The organism is Mesorhizobium sp. WSM4904 (genome assembly GCF_029674545.1).
In the GTDB taxonomy this organism is placed as follows: domain Bacteria; phylum Pseudomonadota; class Alphaproteobacteria; order Rhizobiales; family Rhizobiaceae; genus Mesorhizobium.
Window position 1 is genome coordinate 6,191,453 of record NZ_CP121354.1, and the last position, 18,978, is coordinate 6,210,430.

Sequence of the window (18,978 nt, forward strand, 5' to 3'; positions counted from 1 at the left end):
ACGCGACGCGCTTTTGTATCAACGCATGTCGTTTTCCCAGAGCCGCTGCGCACCTTGAGCTCGCGGTCGTCTCCGTCGCAAAGCCAAGGGTGCCACAGCCTCGGAATGAGCCGCCTCAGCCCGACACCACCAAAAAAGGTGCAGACAAGTACCCGATGCCAGGGCATCATCCGGCCTCGGCGCTTGCCATGTATTTTTAGGCCGCATATCTGTGCTTCGATCGCTTCTGCACCAATTGCATGTTGATTCCTCCCAACTGCGGTCGATCGGTACCTGGGGGTACCACAATTGGAGACGTCGGTGCTGATGAGTGTAGTCGCCGTATTTGCGTCAGGCATTCTGATCGGACTGCGATTCAAGGCTCCTGCCTTGATCGCTGCGACCGCGCTTCTGATAATTGGGAGCTTTGCCTGGAATGGCCTTGGTTTGCCCGGCTATGTGACGGTTGCCAAATTCCTCATTCTGGCGTTCGCATTGGCCTGCGCCTACATCGTCGGGCTGTCTCTGTCCGTGCACTGGAAGCGGAACGAGGGCTGATTGCCCGGCGGCGGTTTCAGGACGCCCTGTCGAAACGCATCACCGCGAAAATGGTTCTGACCAATATCGCAAGATCGAGCCAGATCGACCAGTTCCGGACATACTGGCTGTCAAGCGCCACGCGGCTAGGGTAGTCCACGCTGCTTCTGCCGCTGACCTGCCAGAGGCCAGTAAGCCCGGGCCTGGTGCGAAGGTACTCCCCGACATGATCGCCGTAGCGCTTGAGTTCGTCGTTGACGATGGGCCTCGGACCCACGCAGCTCATATCGCCGCGGATGATGTTGAAGAGCTGGGGCAGTTCGTCGAGGCTCGATTTGCGGAGCATCCAGCCGAGCGGCGTCACGCGGGGATCGTCCCTGATCTTGTGCGTCTCCTCCCACTCGATGCCGGCATCGGGATTGGCTTCGAGATATGCCTTGAGCACTTCTTCCGAATTCGTGACCATCGAACGGAACTTGTAGCACTTGAACGGCTTCCCGCCGAAGCCCACGCGGCTGTGCGAGAACACCGCCGGACCTCCCGCGGTCACCTTTATCAGCAGGACGACGACGATCATCAGGGGCGCGGCAACGATGAGTGCCGAGGTGGCTATGACCAGATCCATGATCCGCTTCAACAGACCTCCCAGGGGCGGGTTCGTCGTTCCAGCCCTGAGCGAAGGCGACAGGTCGGTCCAAACTGCCCCGGCATTGTTGGGATCGGGCGCGGAAACGACATGCACGACCGCCGGCCGGCTATCGGTCTCCACGGGAAGAAATGGCTCAACCCAGATCAGAGGTCTCTGGCGAGACTGCTTCTCGAAGGCGTTTGTTGTCATAGGGCGGTCGCCAGTTCGAACTTGCTCTCGTCACTCTTCCAAGACCAGTGCCGCCGAGCAAGGAAGGCAAAGGAGGTAGCGGGGTGCTCCGGGGCTATACCCTCTAATCCCAAGGAATGATCCCACTGCATGCTTTGCCGCCTCAACAGGAGGAAATATCGAGCGACCCGCTCTCATGCTTTGCGGTTCGCGGACGTCATCGCCCTGACTCTCGTCAGGAGCACGCCGAGGATGGGAGTCCGGCTTGTCTGCAGCGTTCTGGTGAGACCGCGCAGCGTTTCGAGGTGTGTCTTGCCCCACTCGGCGACCATGACGACACCGTCCAGGATCGACCCGACCTTCAGCATGTCAGGCCCCGAGGCAAGCGTCGGCAGGTCCAGGATCACGATATCGTAGGCGTAGGCCGCAAGGTCGCAGGCTGCCAGATCCGAGAGAAAGGCCTCCATGTTGTCCGGCACCAACAAGTTCTTGGTCTTGACCACCGAACTGGGGAGCAAATCGAACGGTCGCCCCGGAGTGCTTATGATGTTGAGCCGGACCAGATCATGGCACGGCCTGTCGAGCCCGCGCAACGGGCCGAGCAGCCGCATCGTCAAGGTCGGCTGCCGGACGTCGGCATCGATGACCAGCGTCTTCAGGCCGGACATCGAATAAAGCGTGGCAAGGTTGCTGATGACCGAACTCTTCGCGCTGTCGTCGGATGCAGCGGTCAATCCAAGGAATTTTATCGGATGATCGGTTTCCGAAAGGCTGATTTCGGTTCGCGCCTTCCGGAGGCTGTGGCTGTAGCGGGAGTGCGGACGTCTCAGCACTTCGTCGACGCGACCGGTCTCCCTTCCCTTGCCAATGTGCGGCAGCTCCCCGACGCATTCGATGCCCAGGTTGTCGCGAATAAGTCGCGGCGACTTTATGGTCCAGTCGAACGTATGCCGTACAAACGACAGGCCGATCCCGAGGATGAGCCCGGCAACAGCGGCGAAAGCCAGGATGAGCTTCGGCCGGGGAGCGCTGGGAGAGAGCGGCGCCGTGGCGGCCGTGATCACCCTCGCATCGGCAACAGGATATGATTGCTGGCTCACCGAATTGGTGTAGGCCTGCAGAAAGCTCTCGTACATCTTCTGGTAGGTTTCGGCGGTCGTTTCGAGCTCTTCAAGCGTTGGCTCAGAATTCGTCCCGTCTCCCCCCTCGCCGCTGACGCTGTAGTCGTGCCGTGAACGGAACTCCTGCGCCTTCGCCATGGCCTTGTTCATCTGGGTGCGAAGCTGCTCAAGGCGTGTCTCCAGCCACGCGCCACCTTCTTTTGCAGCTTCCGCCTTGGTGTCGATCTGCTCCCGCACGAAGGCGTCGGCCGTCGCGTTGGCGATACTGGCCGCGGCCTCGGGATCAAGAGCGGTGAAGGATATGTCTATCGCATAGGAAACACCAACCCTGCGGACATCGAGGCCGTCGCGAAAGATCGACATCGCGCGCCGGCCCCGTTCATATTCGGAGAGCGTCGCAGGCGTTTCAGCAACGTCCAGACCGACATGCTTGCGAACCTTGCTAAAGAGTGCGCTATCTTTCAGTCCGAAAGCTTGAATGACGATCGTTCCTATCTTTTTGAATCTGTCCCGCAGCGACGGTGCCTGTGGTTGGTTAAACTTGGGATCGTCGGCGAGTTTCAGCTGACCGAGAACCATTGCCGCGATCTTTTCCGACTGCATCACCGCGATCTGGCTTTCAATCTGGGCGGTGTCCAGGGACAGGGTTACTTCGCCGCCGTCCTGGAGATGCTGCGGCAGCCTCGGCTCGATCAGGATCTGTGTGCTCGCGGTGTAGACCGAGTCAGTGGTCGAATTGTAGAACGCGGCGACCAGGAATGCCGCGGCCAATGCCGCGATGATCGTTGCGATATAGCGCTTGAAAAATCCGGTTATGTCGGAAAGACCGATGAACTCCTGACCGCCGGATGCCAGCTGATCCGCTGCCGCCGGCCATCTATGGGGGAACACACGGTCCATTCAATCCCTCCTGCACGCGCATGCCACAATTGCGCGCATGCGCCGTTCGGAAGCAGGCGATCCATGGTTTCCGACTGGTATTTTCATTGAAGGCTGAGGCCCCGAGATCCCAGACTGCCGCAAAAAGACTACCTCCAGCTTCCGGAAGGTAAACGCCGCCAATTGGCGTATGGGCTTACGCCCTATGGGAAGAGAGAAGGCGCGACAGCCCCGCTCTGGCGCTCTCCACAATTGAGACCTGATGTTCCAGCAGCACCTGTCGCCCACGATTTATCGCCATATCCCTGGTCAGGGCATCGACCTTCGCGGACAGGCGTTTGGCGTCCTCGCCGTTCTCCATCGCCTCCAAGGAGAACGCGGCGCATTGCTCCATCCTGTCTCCGGACTGGCGGAGTTGCGCGGACTCGCACTCGATTTCCGCTCGAATCCCTTCGAGAAGGCGAGCCAGGCGCCCGAAACGCCTTTGGTCGATGGTCTCGTGCAACGCGATCAGCGGCATTTTGCAGGCCACTCTTCGTGAGATCCGCGACAGGACGCGCACCCGTCAGGATAGGAATCCCCGAGGGCTGGACGAGATATCCTTTCGGCCGTTGGCCGGCATGCTCCTAACGGATGAGGGGGTGCGGACCGGCGAGCGGAGCTATCCGAATTCATGACGCGGCTCGCGCCCGACCTCGTGCTAGGACTGGCCCGCAAATTGCGGAGCAGAAGCCGTGAGCCTGAACATTGTCGGCCAGGCCAGGCCGAACACATTCGCCTTCGAAACCAGTGCTCTCATCAAGGCCACTGGCTTTCGAGAATATGACGCGCGTTGGTGGTTCGGGCACCCAGGTTCCGACAAGGAGCCCGAACTCAACCTGCTGGGCGTGCAGGCGCTCGGCATGGGGCTCGGCACTTTGATACGCCGAATGGGCATGCGCCCAGAGATCATCACCGGCCACGACTTCCGCAGCTATTCCACGGCCATCAAGATGGCGCTGGTCAGCGGCCTGATGGCGGCCGGCGCGCGCGTCAAGGACGTCGGCCTGGCGCTTTCTCCCATGGCCTACTTCGCCCAGTTCGCGCTCGACGCTCCGTCGGTGGCGATGGTGACGGCCTCGCACAACGAAAACGGCTGGACCGGCGTGAAGATGGGAGCGCAAAGGCCGCTGACTTTCGGCCCCGAGGAGATGTCGGCCTTGAAAGCGCTCGTGCTGGACGGCGACTTCGATCTCGTGGGCGGAGGAAGCTACGAATTCGTCGCCGGATTTCGCGAGCGATACATCGAGGACCTGACCGCGGGAAAGACAATCGGCAGGAAGCTGAAGGTGGTGGCCGCCTGCGGCAATGGCACCGCCGGCGCTTTCGCGCCGCAGGCGCTGGAACGCATCGGCTGCGAGGTAATCCCGCTGGACATCGAGCTCGACCACACCTTTCCGCGCTACAATCCCAATCCCGAAGACATGAAGATGCTGCATGCGATCCGGGACAAGGTTCTGGAGACGGGCGCCGATGTCGGGCTCGGCTTCGACGGCGACGGGGATCGCTGCGGCGTGGTCGACAACGAGGGCCACGAGATTTTTGCCGACAAGGTCGGCGTCATGCTGGCGCGGGACATTTCCAGCCTGCACCCGAAGTCCGTATTCGTCGCGGACGTGAAGTCGACGGGGCTGTTCGCGACGGATCCCATCCTCGCCCAAAACGGGGCGATCACGGATTACTGGAAGACCGGGCATTCCTACATCAAGCGGCGCGTTGCCGAGCTCAACGCTATCGCCGGCTTCGAAAAGTCGGGGCATTTCTTCTTCAACCCGCCGATCGGGCGCGGCTACGACGACGGGCTCGTGACGGCAATCGCCGTCTGCGAGATGCTCGACCGCAGCCCGGCCAGGACATTGGCGGACCTCTATCGCGACCTGCCGCTGACCTTCGGCACCCCGACGATGTCGCCCCATTGCCCCGACGAGGAGAAATACGGCGTGGTCGAGAAGGTCGTGAAGGCATTCACGAAAATGAAGGGCGACGGGATCGAGTTCGCCGGCCAGCCACTGGCCGATCTGGTCACCGTGAACGGGGTGCGTGTAGTCGCCCAGGACGGCACGTGGGGTCTGGTCAGGGCCTCATCGAACAAGCCGGAAATCGTCGTGGTGGTGGAAAGCCCCGTCTCGCCGGAGCGACGTCGCGAGATGTTCCAGGCTCTCGATGCGGTTCTGCGCCGCAATCCGGAAGTCGGAGCTTACAACCAGACGTTCTGAGAGGAATAGGCTGAGGGGAACTCAACATGCCGGACCGGATCGTAAGTTTCGTCATGAGCGGGGGCGTGGGCTCGCGGCTGTGGCCCCTCTCGCGCGAGGACAACCCCAAGCAGTTCCACGACCTTTCGGGCGACGGTTCGATGCTTGCCAAGACCGTACGGCGCTTGAAAGCGCGGCCGGACGGCGAGACCCCCATCTACCTGATAGCGTCCGAACGGCATGCCGACCGTCTTGTTTCGGACATCTGCCCGCTCGGCCTGAATGGCGGCAGGCCGATTTTCGAGCCCGTCGGCCGCAATACCGCCGCCGCCGTCGCCGTGGCCACCCTGCAGACGATTTCCGAACATGGCGGCGACGCGCTCGTGCTCGTGGTCCCCTCCGACCATGAGATATCGACAGAGGCGCAATTCTGGCAAACCGTCGAGGCGGGCAGCGCCGCCGCCAGTTCAGGAAACATCGTCGTGTTCGGCATCAAGCCGACCCACCCCGAAACCGGATACGGCTACACCGAGGTCGCCACGGCAAAGGGCGACGCAGTTGCGGCAGTCTCGCGCTTTGTCGAAAAGCCGGATGCCGAGACAGCCCGCCAGTACGTCTCTTCGGGAAGATTCTACTGGAATGCCGGCATCTTCCTGTTCCGCGCCGAGACGATGCGGCAGGCCTTCCTCGAATTCCAGCCTGACATCTGGGAAACCGTCGAGCGGGCCTATCGGGCCGCGCGGACCGACGTCGGCGGCATCTATCTGCCGCAAAGCTTCTACTCCGCCGTCCCCTCGATATCGATCGATTACGCGGTGATGGAACATGCGCGCGGCATCGCGATGGTCACGGCTTCCTTCCGCTGGAACGACCTTGGATCGTGGCAGTCGCTGCTCGAAGCGAGCCCGACCGACCCCAACGGCAACGTCGTGATGGGCGACGTCGTCGCCATGGACTGCGACGGCTCCTACCTTCGCAGCCAGGGCAGATTGCTGACCGTCATCGGGATGAAGGACGTGGCGGTGGTGGCAACGCCCGACGCCGTATTCGTCGCCCCGGTCAGCCATAGCCAGAACGTCAAAAAGGTCGTCGAACAGCTGGAGAAGGGCGGACGTCTCGAGACGAAGTTCACGGCGTCGGAAGACCGCGTCGTCCTCAGCGGATCGTGGCGCAAGCGGGTCGAGCACTGGCTCTTCGACGAGACCTTGCCGCTATGGTCCGCCTCGGGTGTCGACGATGTCCATGGCGGCTTCCATGAGGCCCTCGGCTTCGATGCAAGGCCGTTGGGCAAACCCAAGCGCATGCGAACGATGGCGCGCCAGATATACGCTTTCGCGGTCGCCAAGGAACGCGGCTGGACCGGACCGGCCGACAGGCTGATCGACCACGGCATCGACTTCATCGCCAGGAACGGTCGAACCGACCGCGGCGGATGGGTGCGGACCCTTCAACCCAACGGCAGCGTGGCCGACCCGGCGGAGGACGCCTACGACCATTCCTGCGTGCTGCTCGCGCTTGCCCATGCGCACCGGTGCGGCCATCGGGACGCCTTGCGGCTTGCCCAGGAAACGTTCCAATTCATCGACGCCCATCTCGAGGATCACAGCCTGAATGGTTTCCTCGAGAGCCCGGGTTGGAACGGCATGCGGTTCTCGAACCCGCACATGCACATGTTGGAATCCTTCCTTGCCTGGCATGACGTCACCGGCGACCGCGCATATCTGCGTCGGGCAGCGCGTGTCATCGATCTCTTCCGGTGCCATTTCTTCGACCAGGAGAGCTGGACGCTCGGGGAGCGTTTCGACGCCGATTGGTTGCCATCGCCAGGCCCCGACGGACAATGGACCGAACCGGGGCACCATTTCGAATGGGCTTCCCTCCTCGTCGACTTCTCCCGGGCAAGCGGGCAGAAGGATCTGGTGGCCTATGCGAGAAAACTCTATTCGTCGGCGGTCGCCAGCGGGTTGAACAGGGCGACGGGGCTGGCCTATGCGGCCGTATCGCGGAACGGGATTCCCCTCGACCGCATCTCCCGAAGCTGGCCGCAATGCGAGGCGGTCAAGGCGGCGGCCGCCCTGGACGGCATTGGCGGGCCCGACCTGAAACCCGAGATCGAAGCCCGCGTCGCCCGCCTCTTCCGGTGGCATATCGATCCGGCACCGCTCGGCCTGTGGATCGACAGGATCGACGAGCGCGGGCGATCAGTGGCGACCGAAGTGCCTGCAAGCATCTTCTATCATCTGGTGACCGCGTTGATGCAGTATCTGGACAAGACCGGAGGGCAGGTCGAGCCGTTCCGGCCGCCCGTTTCGGAAACGGGCAAGTCGACCGTCAGACGCGCTTACGCCTGAGCCGATCAGTCAGTCACAGTCGTGACGGCTATCGTCTCGCATTCGTCGCGAAACGGGTGCCGAGCGATGCCATCCGTCCGGGCGACCCGTTGCTCCAACGCCGCGACCATCGCCGCTGCTCAGCCGCCTCGAGACACCAACGAACCGCTCGTTGACACCCTTCCTCACAGCCGGGCCGGTTCAGCTTTCGACAGAGCGTCGACGCGCTCCAAGTATTTGTTTTTATGTAGATCTCAGCGGAAAGCTACTACGCACTTTCCAGAACTAACGCTTCCGGAGCATCCCCTTTTTGCTGAATTAGCAACTACAGGAAAATGACTAAGCTCCCCTCTCAGCCGGCGGGCCCGCCAAGACGCCGGTCAGGCCCAGCGGCCACTCCAAGTCATACCCGCGTCTGCTGGGCCGCCCGGCCAACAACCCCTTCACCTCGAGGGACGTCGGTCTGCCTGTCGAAGCGCGCCGGGCGACGCAATCCACGGCGAATAAGACTGCAACTCAGCTCACGCCGCCGGCTGGTCGAGGGTGACGCCGTATTTGGCGGTGATGGCCGCGAGCTTCGCCATGTCCGGCTTGCCGGAGACGGTCGCGGCCTCGAGTTCGGCAAACATCTGGTCCAGCCCACGGCTCGGCGTGCACAGAACCAGCAAGCGCGCCGGCTGGTCGCCGACATTGCGGTAGCCATGGCGCCTATGGCGCGCGCCGTAGAAGAAACCGCCGGGTCCAACGCGGCGCGGCGCGGGCTCGCCTTCGAATTCGATCTGAATTTCGCCGCTCAGGACGTAGAAGGCCTCATCCTCGCGCTCATGTGTATGGGGCGGCGCACCCGCACCCGGCGGAACCACGTCTTCCCAAAGCGAGAAGGAACCCGCGGTTTCGGCGCCTGTGGCTTTGTAGATATGGGTGACGCCCAGCACGTTGAGCGTCGAACCGGCGGACGGCTGGCGAACGAACGGTTCGGCTGTTGCAGCTTTGGCATCCATCGTCGATCCCTTCATGTTTCACGTAACCGGGCGAGAGATAGGCCCTTTGCGGTCTGGCGATTAGCCGGAATTGTATGGACACGCTTTCCTGAATTCAGGACAATCTGCCGATGGACCCGCTAGAAGGCATCGCTGCATTCACTCGCGTCGTGGACAGCGGCAGCTTCTCGGCGGCGGCGCGGCATCTCAAAATCTCCAAGTCCGCGGTGAGCGCCAACGTGCAACGGCTCGAACAACGCCTGGGCATCCGCCTGCTCAACCGCACCACGCGCCGTCTCTCGATGACCGAAGCGGGCGCGGCCTACTATCGTCACTGCGCGCGGATTCTCGCCGAAGCCGAGGCCGCGGAGCAAGCGGCGACCGCGCTGCAACGCGAGCCGCGCGGCACGCTGCGCATCTCGGCGCCCGACAGCTTCGGCTGGATGCATGTGGCGCCAGCCGTCCCGGCGTTCCTCAAGCGCTATCCAGAACTTTCCGTCGATATCAGCTTGAGTCCGGCCTATGTGAATCTCATCGACAAGGGGCTCGATCTGGCGATCCGTATCGGCGTGCTGGAGGATTCGCCCCTTGTCGTGCGCAAGCTCGCGCCATCAAGGCTCGTCGCCTGCGCGGCGCCCGCCTATCTCGAGGAGCATGGGGCACCGCGCGAGCCGAACGATCTTGCCAAGCACAATTGCCTCTGCACCGGTCTCTTGCCCTGGGGCGACGAATGGCGCCTTGTCGGCAAACGCGGCGAGGTGCGGGTGGCTGTCAGCGGCAATCTCCGCAGCAGCAGCGCCGAGACGCTGCGCGCGGCGGTGCTTCAAGGCGTCGGCATTGCCGTGCTGCCGACCTGGGCGGCAGGTGAACCGTTGCGGACCGGCGCGTTGCGGCGCGTGCTCGATGCCTGGAAACTGCCCGCGAGCACGATTTATGCCGTCTATCCCGGCAACAGGCTGATGTCGATGAAGGTGCGCGCCTTCGTCGATCACCTGGCGCGATGCTTCGGCCGAACGCCCTATTGGGACGACGGTCTTTGAGGGCGGCCGATCCGCAGACTTATAGCGCCGCCGATATTGCTCTCATTCCCATTCGCTTGCCACCCCGCTGCAATGCGGAACGAGATCGGTGCTGTCCCGTTCCCGTTGAGGGGCAAATATCGCGGGACTGCCTGTTACTCGCGTTCTGAAACGGAGGTGCCGAACATGGTCGATCAACATCGGAAGCAGCGTGTCTGGTTTGTGACCGGAGCCTCCAGCGGTTTTGGCCGGGCTGTGAGCGAAGCCGTCCTCGACCGCGGCGACCGGCTGGTAGCCACCGCCCGGCACGTCGATGCGATACGCGGTTTTGCCGGCCGAGGCGGCGATCGGGCACTGACGCTGCCATTGGACGTCACCAGTGCGACGGCGGCAAAGGAAATAGTTGACGAGGCCGTCGCGCATTTCGGCCGGCTCGACGTGATTTTCAACAATGCCGGATACGGTCATGTCGGCGCCATCGAAGAACTGACAGAAGAAGAACTCCGGCAACAGGTCGAGGTCGATTTCTTCGGCGTCGTGAATGTCACGCGCGCGGCGCTTCCGCATCTGCGCCGGCAGCGCTCAGGCCACTTCGTGCAGATGTCGTCGCTCAACGGCGTCGAGCCCTTGCCGGGCGGTGCTTTCTATTCCGCCGCCAAATTCGCAGTCGAGGGCTTCTCGGAAGCGCTCGCCGGCGAGGTGGCTCACCTCGGGATCAAGGTGACCATCGTCGAGCCGGCTCCGTTCCGCACACGATTTCTCAGCGGCGAGTCCGCTAAATGGTCGCGCCCGATGGGCGACTACGAAGCCAGCGTCGGCCGGGTGCGGCAGACGCTAAAGCAAATGGACGGCAAACAGCCGGGCGATCCTGCTCGCGCAGCGCAAGTCATCATCGAGGTCGTCGAAGCCGAGAATCCGCCCTTGCGGCTGCCGTTGGGACAGATCGCGATCGACCACATCCGGGCGGCGCTCGATGCCGAAGCGAGGGAGCTCGACGCTTGGGCGCATGTGAGCACGTCGGTCGATTTCCCGCGCGCGAACCTGTCCGGTTAAGCACCCAGCCGCGGGCCGTCGCTTGGGGTGTCCGAGATGGCTCTACGATCCACATCAGCAATTCCAGTCGGCCAAGCGCTCAAGATCACCTTCGCCACCTTCACAGCGCGGATCACCATTCACTCCGAACGCGAGCTGACCGTGGAAATCATCGCGGGCGACAATGCCGGTTTCTCCGACACCGTCGAGTATGAGGCGATCGCGGTTCGCAAGGACGTGGTGTTTCTTTCATGGCAAGAGCATATCGGAAGCACCATCGTACACGTTCTTGATCTCACCTCCGGTCAGGCATACACCGCGGTAACATCGGCGAAAGGCGATTTCATGCGACTGACCGGTCGGATCGCAATCAAATGGGCAGGATCTATTTGACCGCCAGGCGCATCTTCCACACGGGAATATGCTAAAGGTTTTCGAAGAATAGGTGCGTTTCTGCAGAATTGCATGAAATTACTATTTCATCGCTACCGACACTACTTCAGTTCTATCGGGGTCGATCGGGCGATTTTTTGATTTGGCGGCATTCGACAGCACGCCCAAGCCGCCTCGAACAGCGCCCTCCCCGCTCCAACCACGGCAATTTTTTCGTTGCAAAATCAACGGTCATGGCAGGCTCGGAGGACATGCTGTCGATATCGTGCCCAGCGCAACGGTCCAACTCGGAACGATGGCGTCTTGCGCCACAACATCGGTTTCTTCAAGGTAGGAGTAACGACGGACATAGATGTCGTCGCTCGCCGATTCGGCCGGAAGGTTGCAGCAGGATGCCACTCATGATTCGACGATTGGGAGCCAGGAATCCGGCACGACGTCTCGGAGATCTGACTGCAATGCTTGTTCTGGTTGCGAGGCCGCTTGTCTTTGGGATCGCCCTCTTGTTGGCGGGTCCGGCACAGGCGCAGGCGCCGGCGGCCGTCCCGCCTGAAAAGGTCAACCAGCTGTTCCAGCTTCTCGACGATCCGTCAGTGAAGGCCTGGGTGGCCGAACAACGAAAGCAGGGCTCCGGGCCGACGGGAACGCCTGCCGCGGCGGGAGCTTCGCCGGCCGACGCATCGCCCGACGCCGCAGCCGCACCAGGCCAGATGAATACGATGGCATCCTCGACGCTCGATCGGATCAAGCATCACATCCAAAGAATCGTACGGACTTTGCCCTTGCTGCCAGGTCAGTTCGCGCGCGTTCGAACAGAGACCATGGACGATATGTCCAGCAAGGGCTCGGCCGGCGTATTCATGCTGATTGCGATCTTCATCGCTGCCGGCGTGGCGCTCACCTGGGCAACGTACAGGCTCACCCGTCCGTTTCGTCTCTGGGTCATAGCGCAGCCGAAGGATACGCCCATCGGGCGGGCCAAGAAGATCGGCGGCCGTACGCTTTATTCCAGCCTGCTAATCGTCTCGTTCGCGCTGGGCAGCGCCGGCGCGTTCATGTTGTTCGACTGGCCAATGCTCATCCGCGAGATCGTGCTGACATTTCTGATGGCTGCAGTCGTCACAGCGGGTGTGCGCATGTACCTCGCAGCCATGCTCGTCCCTTCCTTCATGAAGGTCGAGAACGCCGTCGAGGTTCGGGCTTTGCCGATCACCAACGAAACGGCCGACCATTGGTTCTATTGGCTACCCCGGATCGTCGGCGTCTTCGCCTTCTTCGCCGCTGCGTTCACCCTCTTGCCGGGTCTCGGCATCGATCGGGACGGAATGCTGGTCCTGTCAACGGGCGCCGATTTGGTACTGCTGTTGCTGTTGCTGCTTGCCGTTTGGCGCCGGCCAAGAATCGAGCAGGAGAGTGCGCACCACCACGCGGAAGCGACATGGTTGTTGACATCCTATTTCGTCGCCCTGTTCCTGCTGCGCATCACCGGCCTCACTATATTGTTCTGGTTTACCTTCGCCGCATTCTTCCTGCCTTTGGCAGTCGTGCTGACGCAGCGCGGGGTCAATTTCGTCCTGCGGCCGGGTTCGGAAGATGCCGGCCGGCCTACGATCCCGGCGGTGACGATCGCTGTCATCGATCGGGGAGTCCGGATGATCCTGATCCTGACGGCGGCTTATTTTCTCGCGCGTGTCTGGGGCCTGGACATGCAGTCGATGCGGGACAGCGATACGACGACGACGGTCGTATTGCGCGGCTTGATCAATGTCATGGTCATTGCGCTCGCAGCCGATTTCGGCTGGTCGATCATCAAAGCCTTGATCGAACGAAAGCTGGGCATCGAAACCTCGCACGCGGTGATTGACGACGAGGAGGTCCCGATCCTCGATCCGCAGCAGGCGCGGCTGCGCACGCTCTTGCCGATCATCCAGAACATTCTGCTGGCGGTAATCGTCGTGATGGCGGTGCTGATGATGCTCGCCTCAATGGGTATCGAGATCGGCCCGCTGATTGCCGGCGCCGGCGTTGTTGGCGTCGCTGTAGGATTTGGAGCTCAAACCATAGTCAAGGACGTCATTTCGGGCGTGTTTTTTCTGCTCGATGATGCGTTTCGTGTCGGCGAATACATTACATCCGGCCGTTATGTGGGCACGGTGGAGAGCTTTTCGCTGCGCTCGGTGAAGCTGCGCCACCATCGTGGCCCGCTGTTCACAATACCTTTCGGTGAGCTCGGAGCGGTCCAGAACCAGAGCCGCGACTGGGTCACCGACAAATTCAACATCACCGTCGGTTACGACACCGATATCGACTTCGCTCGCAGGCTGATCAAGCGGATCGGCCTCGAACTGGCGGAAGATCCCGAATTCAAACCCTGGGTACTCTCGCCGATCAAGATGCAGGGCGTGCAGGAATTCGGCGAATACGGCATCGTCTTGAGGGTCAAGGTCACGACCAGACCGGGAGGCGCCTTCAATATGAAACGAAAATTCTATGTACGCATTCGCCAAGTCTTCAAGGAGCAGGGCATCGAACTGCCATTCCCGACCGTCCACGTCGAGGGGCTACAGAACCCACGTGCAGCCGAGAACGCGCCGTTGCAGGTCACACCCGAGCTGAAACTGGCCGTCGCGCAGTCCCACACCAATCGGCGCAGGAAAAAAACCAGCACAACGGAGTAGGAAAGCTGTGGCAGAGGTGATGTTGGCCTCAAACTCCACGCGCCGATAGCTGCCGAACTTACAGCGACGGAGGTGCAGCATGGAGATGGCGTATCGAGAGCGGTGGCAGGCTGAGATTGCCGCGCTGCAGAAGATCTTGTCCGAGTTTGACCTAAGTGAGGAGTGCAAGTGGGGAAAGCCCTGCTACACGCTGGCTGGAAAAAATATCGTCATCATTCAGGGCTTCAAAGAATATTGCGCGTTGGGCTTCTTTCAGGGTGCGCTGCTGAAGGACCCCAAGAAGCTGCTGGTGCAGCTCGGGCAGGTTCAGGCAGCGCGGGTGATGAAGTTCACCAGCGCCAAGGAGATTGCGACGAAAGCGAACACTATCAAGGCCTATGTGCACGAGGCCGTAGCGGCCGAGAAGGCCGGAATGAAGGTTGAGACGAAGCCCCTAGAGGTTCCCGTGCCTGAGGAGCTGAGGGAGAAGTTCCGCAACGATCCGCGGTTCAAGCGCGCGTTCGAGGCGCTGACGCCGGGTCGGCAAAGAGGATATCTGTTTCACTTCGCCAGCGCGAAGCAGTCTGGGACACGGACCGCGCGGATCGAGAAGGCGATGCCTGCGATTTTCGAAGGACGAGGGTTCCTGGAGCGGCGATAGAGAGCGGCGATAGATCGTGAAACTGTTGATGTGTACCGAGTGATAGTCTTCTTAACGGTATCCGACGCTGCGTGCCCTTACTCCCCACTCGATCGTTCTGAGTCATCGTAATGCGCTGATTTGGCACTGCAATTTATTTCTGCGTACAACGAAGAGCCGTCTCGCCGATCCGTCAGAAATTTGCGCTCCTGATTTCAAACACGAATTTCGACGATCCGCGATCTGCTCGGTTTCAAAGACTATCGGCGTCGATCGGTCGATTTTGGTCCACTGTCGCTCGTTGGACCATGCGCGGCATGAAAGCCGGGCAGCTCCCTCAGCTGCATTCAGTCGGCTTTGCGAAATGCGTGAACATGAAGATCGTGTCGACGATCTGCGCGCCACTCATTTCTTCTTGAACTCAAACAGTTCAACCAGATTGCCCGACGGATCTTCCAGAAGTCTGGCGCGACCAGCTCCCGCCTCGCTGATTTCTCCTCTGAATTTGGCGCCAATATCGTTCAACCGACCGACGACGGCGTCTATGTCTTTCGTGACAATCATGAATCGGTTCCATCCGCCGGGCTCTGGTTTACCGCCAGCAGTTCCCCCACTGCCTGCCCCGGGAGCGCTAAGGTAAAGCGTGAGATCATCGCGAATGAGCGCTGCAAACTTGCCAGGGTTGTGCATGGCGACCTCGAACTCGAGTTTATCGCGATAAAACACGACCGAACTATCAACGTCCGTCACAATGTATCGAATGGATGCCATCGTCCGTTCTCCTTTCACCATAGAAGGGGAACGGACTCATGCGAATGCAGTTGCCTTGACATTGGCGATCACGGCCAACAGTCGGCCAGCCGGCTGATAAGAAACAGCTAGCCTTCTAAAGCCTGCGAATCGCGTCGCTCGATTTCTTTCGCCCACGCGATTGCGAGCGCGAGTCTCAGGCGCGAAAAAACTGCGGAAACCCTCGCTCAGATGAGGCGTTCATTCATGAACCGACGCATGAATCAGGCGCATGAATTATGAGTAGGCGCGTAGCTATCGTAACTGGTGCAGGACGTGGCCTTGGGCGCGTCATGGCGACGGCTCTGCTGAACGCAGGTCATCGCGTATTTTTGACGTCGACAGATATTGAGTCGCTTGACGAGACACGGCGCGCCAGCGGAGCGGGCGAGCGCGCTGCCGTGAAGACTGCCAATCTCGGCAATGAACGAGAGCTGGCTGAGCTAGTCGATGCCGCCATGCACGCGTTCGGGCGCGTCGATGTCCTTGTCAGCAATGCAGGCATTCCAAACCCAGCGGTACGACGACCGCTCGACGTCACACCGGATCAGTTGCGGCGGTTGTTCGAGATCAACACCCTTGCCTCGATCAATTTGATCCGACTGGTCGTCCCCGGCATGGTTGCGCGCAGATGGGGTCGTATCATCTTCATCTCCACCAGCCTCGATACCATGCTCGATCCAGATCATGTCGCGTACGGAATGACCAAGGCGGCTGGAGAATCCTTCATCGCGGCTCTCGCAACGTCCTTTCAGTCGACGGGGGTCACGGCCAACGTGCTCTTGCCCGGCGGCGCCGTTGCAACCAGGATGGCGGCAGGTGTCGCGGACCCAAAGGACCTGCTTCAGCCTGAAATCATGGCGGCGCCCATTGCATGGCTGGCGTCGGACGATTCGAACAATGTAACCGGCCGGCGGTTCATCGCCGCAAAGTGGAATACCGCCCTCAATCACGCTCAAGCGGCGCAGGCCGCAAGCGCGCCGGCTGCATGGGGCGGCTATGGCGACAAAAGTATCAAACCGTAAAGAGACCGTAGCGCTCAGATCGATCGACAATTATCGACTACGTTCGCTCGGGTGCCCGCCTACGATATCCAGCACTATTCAAATTTACACTGCAATACTCCCGCTCATTCCCACTCGATTGTCCGGCGCCATAACAACCATCTGAATTCATTGCAGAAAATATTTTTCCATTCAAATACTACCGGCTCGGGACCCGTCAGGAATTTACAATCCTGATTTCGTTTAAGAATTTCCGCCCAGCGCCGCGGACCATCTATCGACTATTATCGGCTCTTGTGCGCCATTACAGGTCTGACGTCCAAACCCATGTCACACCCAAAAGTACCGTCAGCGTTGGCAGGATCGGAGACCTACGCGAATGGGCAAAGTCTGCATCAAAAATCCTCCAACCACTGGAGGATAGGCGTTTCACTTGACGCAGGCGCCCGCCCCCAACGAACATTGCGACGCCTGTGCCGAACGCCGCGCCGAGCGAAAATATCCCGAGCGCAATACCGCGCCGTCGGGAAGAAAAGCTGTCGAAAATCAGCGCCGAGGCTGCCGGGATCAGCGCCGCCTCGCCGAGGCCCACCGCGACCCTCGCGGCAAAAAAGCTCCAGAAGTCGCCAGCGACCCCACAGGCAATCGTCGCTACGGACCAGAGCGCAATGCCGGTCATGATTACATTGCGGCGGTTAGCCCAATCGGCGAGCCGGCCGCACGGTAAAGTTGCCAGGGCGAAGATCACGGCAAATCCGGCGCCTTGCAGCAGGCTCACCTCAAAGTCCGTCAAAATCAGATCTGCGCGAATGGGATCGACCACGAGATTGATGACGAGTCGGTCGGTGAAGGAAATCAGCAAGGCAAGGCACAGAACGATGACCGTGTACCAACCGGCAGTCGTAGAAACATTCTGTTCCGTACTAGGCCTGTCATCGTCCAATAGAGTGTACCCCACGGCACCCTCGACCATCCTTAAATCCTCGCGCAAAAAGCAACCGGTGGCAAATGGAGTGGCCAAGGAACACAATGAAGCGTCGAACGTGACGAACCTAGTCCTGCTTAGTATGGCAGCCCCGGCCACGCGTGAGCGTGTCGTGTTGCATGCGCTAGGGAAGCGGAGAGATTGGTGCATCGGTCGACAGGGTAGCATGGCGAGTTCCTCTCGTTGAAAGGAACTCGACGGTCGACGCCTCTAGTCGATGGGTTCTTGGGGTTCGTTTTGCCGTTACCAAGAGGTGGATTTGAACGCGCGGCCGCTTTCGGTTGCCTCTGCCCCCGGGCGGAACGACTGAGATTGGGCGCGAAACCGCCATTCCGCAGCAGAGAACTGCGGCCGGCGAGTGGCTGGCCGGGCTTCTTGAATCAACTTTGGCGAGCTGCTCTGTAGGCTATTAACACGACAGTTATGTTGGTCGCCGAGCATTTGTGGGCCGAGATGAAGTTCGATCGTTCGACCCGCCACCTCGTTAACAAGTACCTAAGCCGGGCTTGGCGGGAGCGTGAAGACTCCCACCAAGCCGGTTTTGTCAGTTCTTGCCGCAGGTGTCGGCCATGTCGGGCGTGCACTTGACGAAGCCGGTGTCGATATAGGGGGGCACCGTCTTGCCCTGCTTCAGGTCGTGCAGCGCCTCGATCGACTTGTAGCCCATATTGTATGGGCTCTGACCGACGAGGTAGTGGGCAAGCCCATCCTTGAGCAGCGGCAGCTGCGGCGCGAAGGCGTCGCCGAAGGAGATGACGAGGTCCTTGGAATCGACGCGGTCCTTCACGCGGCCGACCGCCTGGCGGTAGGCCGACGGCGCGTATTGCGCCCAGCCGCCGACGGCCACGAAGGCGTCGAGCTTGGGATTGGCGACCAGCACGTCGTTCATCTGCTGGGCGGCGAGGCTGATGTTGTCATTGTTGTAGATCGGGCAGCCGTCGACCTCGGTCCAGCCGTTCTCGCCGGCAAGACGCTTCACCGGCTTGTCCTTGGAGACATTGGCCAGCGTGTCGCGAATGCCCTGGACGCGCAGGTCGAGATTGAGCGAGCCGGCCGTGCCGGTCTGGATGCAGACCGTGCCGCCCTTCGGCTTGTGTTCGACGACCTTCTTCGCGAGTTCCACGCCGAAATTGTAGTTGTCGGTGCCGATGAAGGTCGAGCGCAGGCCAGCGTCTTCCTGCAGCAGGTCGCCATCGAAGGTCACGATCGGGATGCCGGCGGCCTTGGCCTTTTCCAGCAGCCGGGCCACGGACTTCGGATTGGTCGCGGAGACCGCGATGCCGTCGACGCCCTTGGTCAGCACGTCGTTGATGACCTGGAGCTGCTGGGCCTCGTTCACCTCCGACGGGCCGATATAATAGCACTCGACGCCGAGGTCTTTGGCGGCCTTCTCGCAGCCCTCCTTGACCGGAGCGCTGAAGACGTCGTTCACCGTCTTGACGATCACCGCATAGGTCTCGGCCGAAGCCGGCGCTGCATTGATGCCAGCGGCGAACGCCGCGGCGAGCACGGTCGCGCCCATTCGGGCGGTCAGTCTGTTGATGCGTCTCATGGTTTTCTCCTCTCTGATGTTATGTGCACG

At 61.0% G+C, this 18,978-nt stretch carries 16 protein-coding genes; 10 read left to right on the forward strand and 6 right to left on the reverse strand.

All coding sequences use genetic code 11. The features are described from left to right. The first annotated feature begins 306 nt into the window (after positions 1-306). Positions 307-537, forward strand: a complete 231-nt coding sequence (locus QAZ47_RS30020) for a hypothetical protein (RefSeq protein WP_278204546.1) — start codon at positions 307-309, stop codon at positions 535-537. A gap of 16 nt (positions 538-553) precedes the next feature. On the opposite strand, the gene QAZ47_RS30025 is transcribed toward QAZ47_RS30020, so the two are convergent. Then, complete coding sequence (locus tag QAZ47_RS30025) at positions 554-1,354, reverse strand: sugar transferase (protein ID WP_278231791.1); 801 nt, start codon at positions 1,352-1,354, stop codon at positions 554-556. A gap of 173 nt (positions 1,355-1,527) precedes the next feature. Continuing rightward, on the reverse strand, positions 1,528-3,354 hold the full coding sequence (locus QAZ47_RS30030) for a GNVR domain-containing protein (RefSeq protein WP_278231792.1): 1,827 nt from the start codon (positions 3,352-3,354) through the stop codon (positions 1,528-1,530). 241 nt (positions 3,355-3,595) lie between these two features. Here QAZ47_RS30030 and QAZ47_RS30035 point away from each other — a divergent pair, with 241 nt between their 5' ends. The 3 genes from QAZ47_RS30035 (at position 3,596) to QAZ47_RS30045 (ending at position 7,918) form a co-directional block, all read left to right on the forward strand. After that, positions 3,596-3,874, forward strand: coding sequence for a hypothetical protein (locus QAZ47_RS30035; RefSeq protein WP_278231793.1), 279 nt, complete (start codon positions 3,596-3,598; stop codon positions 3,872-3,874). Between the two features lie 193 nt (positions 3,875-4,067). Then, positions 4,068-5,588, forward strand: a complete 1,521-nt coding sequence (locus tag QAZ47_RS30040) for a phosphomannomutase/phosphoglucomutase (protein WP_278231794.1) — start codon at positions 4,068-4,070, stop codon at positions 5,586-5,588. A 26-nt stretch (positions 5,589-5,614) separates the two neighbouring features. Beyond that, a complete protein-coding gene (locus tag QAZ47_RS30045) occupies positions 5,615-7,918 on the forward strand; it encodes an AGE family epimerase/isomerase (protein WP_278231795.1) in 2,304 nt (767 codons plus the stop codon). 500 nt (positions 7,919-8,418) lie between these two features. Here QAZ47_RS30045 and QAZ47_RS30050 read toward each other — a convergent pair whose 3' ends face one another. Next, positions 8,419-8,898 (reverse strand): cupin domain-containing protein, encoded by a 480-nt coding sequence (locus QAZ47_RS30050; protein WP_278231796.1) that lies wholly within the window; start codon positions 8,896-8,898, stop codon positions 8,419-8,421. Between the two features lie 110 nt (positions 8,899-9,008). Here QAZ47_RS30050 and QAZ47_RS30055 point away from each other — a divergent pair, with 110 nt between their 5' ends. From QAZ47_RS30055 to QAZ47_RS30075, 5 genes are all read left to right on the forward strand, one after another. Then, positions 9,009-9,917, forward strand: a complete 909-nt coding sequence (locus tag QAZ47_RS30055; protein ID WP_278231797.1) for a LysR family transcriptional regulator — start codon at positions 9,009-9,011, stop codon at positions 9,915-9,917. Between the two features lie 165 nt (positions 9,918-10,082). Continuing rightward, a complete protein-coding gene (locus tag QAZ47_RS30060; RefSeq protein WP_278231798.1) occupies positions 10,083-10,949 on the forward strand; it encodes an oxidoreductase in 867 nt (288 codons plus the stop codon). A 36-nt stretch (positions 10,950-10,985) separates the two neighbouring features. Then, entirely contained in the window at positions 10,986-11,321 is a 336-nt protein-coding gene (locus tag QAZ47_RS30065; RefSeq protein WP_278231799.1) for a hypothetical protein, read from the forward strand. Positions 11,322-11,779: 458 nt separating this feature from the next. After that, a complete protein-coding gene (locus QAZ47_RS30070) occupies positions 11,780-13,999 on the forward strand; it encodes a mechanosensitive ion channel family protein (protein ID WP_278231800.1) in 2,220 nt (739 codons plus the stop codon). A gap of 79 nt (positions 14,000-14,078) precedes the next feature. After that, positions 14,079-14,639 (forward strand): YdeI/OmpD-associated family protein, encoded by a 561-nt coding sequence (locus QAZ47_RS30075; protein ID WP_278231801.1) that lies wholly within the window; start codon positions 14,079-14,081, stop codon positions 14,637-14,639. Between the two features lie 384 nt (positions 14,640-15,023). Here QAZ47_RS30075 and QAZ47_RS30080 read toward each other — a convergent pair whose 3' ends face one another. Continuing rightward, the gene (locus QAZ47_RS30080; protein WP_278231802.1) at positions 15,024-15,389 is read right to left on the reverse strand and encodes a VOC family protein; all 366 of its coding nucleotides are present in this window, start codon (positions 15,387-15,389) and stop codon (positions 15,024-15,026) included. 311 nt (positions 15,390-15,700) lie between these two features. Here QAZ47_RS30080 and QAZ47_RS30085 point away from each other — a divergent pair, with 311 nt between their 5' ends. Then, the gene (locus QAZ47_RS30085; RefSeq protein ID WP_278231803.1) at positions 15,701-16,432 is read left to right on the forward strand and encodes an SDR family oxidoreductase; all 732 of its coding nucleotides are present in this window, start codon (positions 15,701-15,703) and stop codon (positions 16,430-16,432) included. Positions 16,433-16,715: 283 nt separating this feature from the next. On the opposite strand, the gene QAZ47_RS30090 is transcribed toward QAZ47_RS30085, so the two are convergent. Together QAZ47_RS30090 and QAZ47_RS30095 are read right to left on the reverse strand one after the other, a co-directional pair. Beyond that, positions 16,716-17,384 (reverse strand): MFS transporter, encoded by a 669-nt coding sequence (locus QAZ47_RS30090; RefSeq protein ID WP_278231804.1) that lies wholly within the window; start codon positions 17,382-17,384, stop codon positions 16,716-16,718. Between the two features lie 556 nt (positions 17,385-17,940). Then, on the reverse strand, positions 17,941-18,948 hold the full coding sequence (locus QAZ47_RS30095) for a sugar-binding protein (RefSeq protein ID WP_278231805.1): 1,008 nt from the start codon (positions 18,946-18,948) through the stop codon (positions 17,941-17,943). Positions 18,949-18,978 lie beyond the last annotated feature (30 nt).